The organism is Halorubrum sp. AJ67 (assembly GCF_000513435.1).
The window spans coordinates 182,592-185,261 of sequence record NZ_CBVY010000002.1 but is presented as its reverse complement, the minus strand read 5'-3'; the positions used below and the strand labels follow the sequence as shown (position 1 = coordinate 185,261).

General features: G+C 65.5%; 5 protein-coding genes and 1 pseudogene. All 6 read left to right on the top strand.

All coding sequences use genetic code 11. From position 1 onward, the window contains the following. Positions 1-423 (top strand): annotated as a pseudogene (locus BN903_RS02860) (nucleoside recognition protein); the annotation flags it as partial. An 81-nt stretch (positions 424-504) separates the two neighbouring features. Further along, positions 505-669 (top strand): hypothetical protein, encoded by a 165-nt coding sequence (locus BN903_RS17105; RefSeq protein WP_195155690.1) that lies wholly within the window; start codon positions 505-507, stop codon positions 667-669. Between the two features lie 198 nt (positions 670-867). Further along, positions 868-1,014 carry a hypothetical protein gene (locus BN903_RS17100; RefSeq protein ID WP_195155689.1) on the top strand — a complete coding sequence of 49 codons (147 nt, stop codon included), beginning with the start codon at positions 868-870 and terminating at the stop codon, positions 1,012-1,014. 132 nt (positions 1,015-1,146) lie between these two features. Continuing rightward, a complete protein-coding gene (locus BN903_RS02855; protein WP_048076290.1) occupies positions 1,147-1,434 on the top strand; it encodes a non-histone chromosomal MC1 family protein in 288 nt (95 codons plus the stop codon). 82 nt (positions 1,435-1,516) lie between these two features. Further along, positions 1,517-1,714, top strand: coding sequence for a PLDc N-terminal domain-containing protein (locus BN903_RS17870; protein WP_048076289.1), 198 nt, complete (start codon positions 1,517-1,519; stop codon positions 1,712-1,714). Between the two features lie 98 nt (positions 1,715-1,812). Then, on the top strand, positions 1,813-2,670 hold an 858-nt coding region (locus tag BN903_RS02845), incomplete at its 3' end, for a CaiB/BaiF CoA-transferase family protein (protein WP_048076288.1).

Genomic DNA, 2,670 nt, shown 5'->3' with positions numbered 1-2,670 from the left:
AAGTCGTGGGGCACGCTCCGCCGGATCGTCCCGCGGCTCGCGGTCGTGTACACCCTCGTGATCTGGCTCGTCTCCACGTACGACGTGGCGGGGCTGACGAGCGTCGCGGAGCCGATAACCGGCGTGTTGGGGCTTCCGGGTGCCGCCGTCCCCGTCATCGCGGTGTTCACGCTCGACACGACCGCGGGGGCGGTAACGCTCGCGGGGACCGAGGCCGGGGTGTTCACCACGCGCACCGCGGTCGCGTCGCTGCTCATCGGGAGCATCCTCTCTTTTGCCGTCTCCACGTTCCGGCGGTCGATCCCGTTCCAGTACGGGATCTGGGGCGCGTCGTTCGGGACGAAGGTGATCGTCGTCAACACCGGACTGAAGCTCGTCTTCATCTCCGCGACGGTCGCGTTGCTGCTCGCGCCGGTGTGGTGAGGGCGGGGTTCGGAGCAGCCGACCGCGGACCGCGACGCCCGGACCAGTAGGTTCAACACCGTCCCCGACCGATCGGCGCGCATGGCGCTCGAAAAGGACGTGGACTGTCCCGCGTGTAGCGAGACCCGTTCGTTCTACCGGACCGCGGCGATGACGCTCCACCTCGGTGAGAAGACGAAGTGGCGCTGTCCCGACTGCGGCTACGGCTACGTCGAGATCAACGGCATCGACACGCTCCCGGCCTGAATCGACGAGTCTCTTTTCCGACCTCCCGTCCTGAACCGACAGGTACTACTCCCCTCTCTTGGCCTGAATCGACGGCGCTGACACGCTGGGAGTTCTTCGCACCGATCGTTCGGCCACGACCCAGACGAATTCTCATTTCCCCGAGACTGTCGTTGTATTTAATAAATATATCCCCGGAAGGTAGACGCGTGTTATCTAATGACACGGAAAGATGGCCAGCGAAACTTCGCGCTGCGTCAGCTACCCACGACTGAAGTCGTAGGCTTGGATAGCCTCGCACCGCACGGCCAGCGCCAATTTAATTATCGGTGGGCCAAGTGCGCCCCCGATGTCGGGGCTGGCTGACGGACAGCCCGTCCCTGCCAACACATTTGGCTGTCAGGGACTACAATTACTTTTGAGGGTTCGAAGTATCAATCTGTTGTCTCGGTACCGCGTCAGCCTTCCTCCCACGACAGAAGTCGTGGGCTTCCGGCCTTGTACCGGTGTGATCAGGACGGCGGAGAAGAGAGCGTCTTCTCCGGGCAAGTGCCCCGGCAGGCCGCGCTGAAGGCCGCCCGACGGGTGGATCCGTCCAGCAGTTACGAGCGCGCGAAGGAGCAAACGACCGAAATCCGAATCCGAGAGAAAGGCACCGACAAGGTGTACATCTATGACGCGTGGGCGTGGGAAGAAGACGCACCGGCGGACGCCCCGGACTGGATGCCCGAACAGATCACCGAGGCCAACGTCTCCAAGCAAGGAGTCCGTCACATGGACGGGTAACGTCGTCCACTGTACCGACTGCGCCCTATACAGCCAATTCGGCTATGAGAACTGTTATACATCCACATTACGGATCGCCGCTGTGATCGAGTCGATTCCTCTCTTGGGCGGCCTCGGACTGTCTGTCCCATCCCTGTGGATAGTCTTCCTCTTGGCGGCCATCTGGACGTACTTCGACGCGCAAAAGAACAGCGGCCATCCGGCCATTCTCTGGGCGCTCGTCGTCTTTGTCGCGCCTATCTTGGGGATCATCCTGTACTTCGTCATCGGCCGAAACTAGGAGGCCGTCGGTCGACCGCGCCGCAAGGCTCAGTACCTTTGCGGGCGAGCCGTGTCGCATGAACCGGACACGGCGGCGGTCCGCGGAGGCGAGACCGCGTGGTCGGTGAGGCGCGCGACCCCGAGGGCGACGTCGGCCCGCTCGACGGACTCACCGTGCTGGACCTCTCGCGCGTCCTCGTCGGCCCGTTCTGTACCATGCAACTGGGCGATCTCGGCGCGGAGGTGATCAAGGTCGAACGCCCCGGCGACGGCGACCAGACCCGGACGTGGGTCCCGCCGGCGTTCGGCGAGGGAGAGGGGGCCGAAAGCGCCTACTACGTCAGCGTCAACCGCAACAAGCGGTCGGTCCAGCTGGATCTGACGACCGAGGCGGGCCGCGCGGTCGTGCGCGACATCGCGCGCGAGGCCGACGTACTCGTCGAGAACTTCCGGGTCGGCAAGACCGCGGAGTGGGACCTCGACTACGGCGACCTCGTCGACGAGAACCCCGGCCTCGTCTACTGCGCCATCTCCGGGTTCGGCGAGTGGGGACCGGACCGCGACAGGCCCGCCTACGACATCACGATGCAGGCCCGCGGCGGCTTCATGTCGTTCACCGGCGTCGAGGGCGGCCCGCCGGTCCGGATCGGGGTCGCGCTCGCCGACGTCGGTGCCGGGATGTACGCGACGCAGGCGATCCTCGCGGCCCTCCTCGAACGCGAGCTCGGCGACGGCCGCGGGCAGAAGATCGACGTGAGCCTCCTCGACGGGCAAGCCGCCTGGACCAGCTACATGGCGACGAACTACTTCGCGGGCGGCGAGCCGCCCGGCCGGATGGGGAGCAAACACCCGAACATCGTCCCGTACCGGGCGTTCGAGACGGCGGACGACTACGTCGTCGTCGCCTGCTCGTCGGATCGGTTCTGGCCGCCGCTGTGCGAGGCGCTCGACCGCCCGACTGCTCGCGACGAGCGG

Coding starts and splice junctions, on each gene's coding strand:
- BN903_RS17105 (WP_195155690.1), top strand. CDS start 505: ATGGCGCTCGAAAAGGACGTGGACTGTCCCGCGTGTAGCGAGACCCGT.
- BN903_RS17100 (WP_195155689.1), top strand. CDS start 868: ATGACACGGAAAGATGGCCAGCGAAACTTCGCGCTGCGTCAGCTACCC.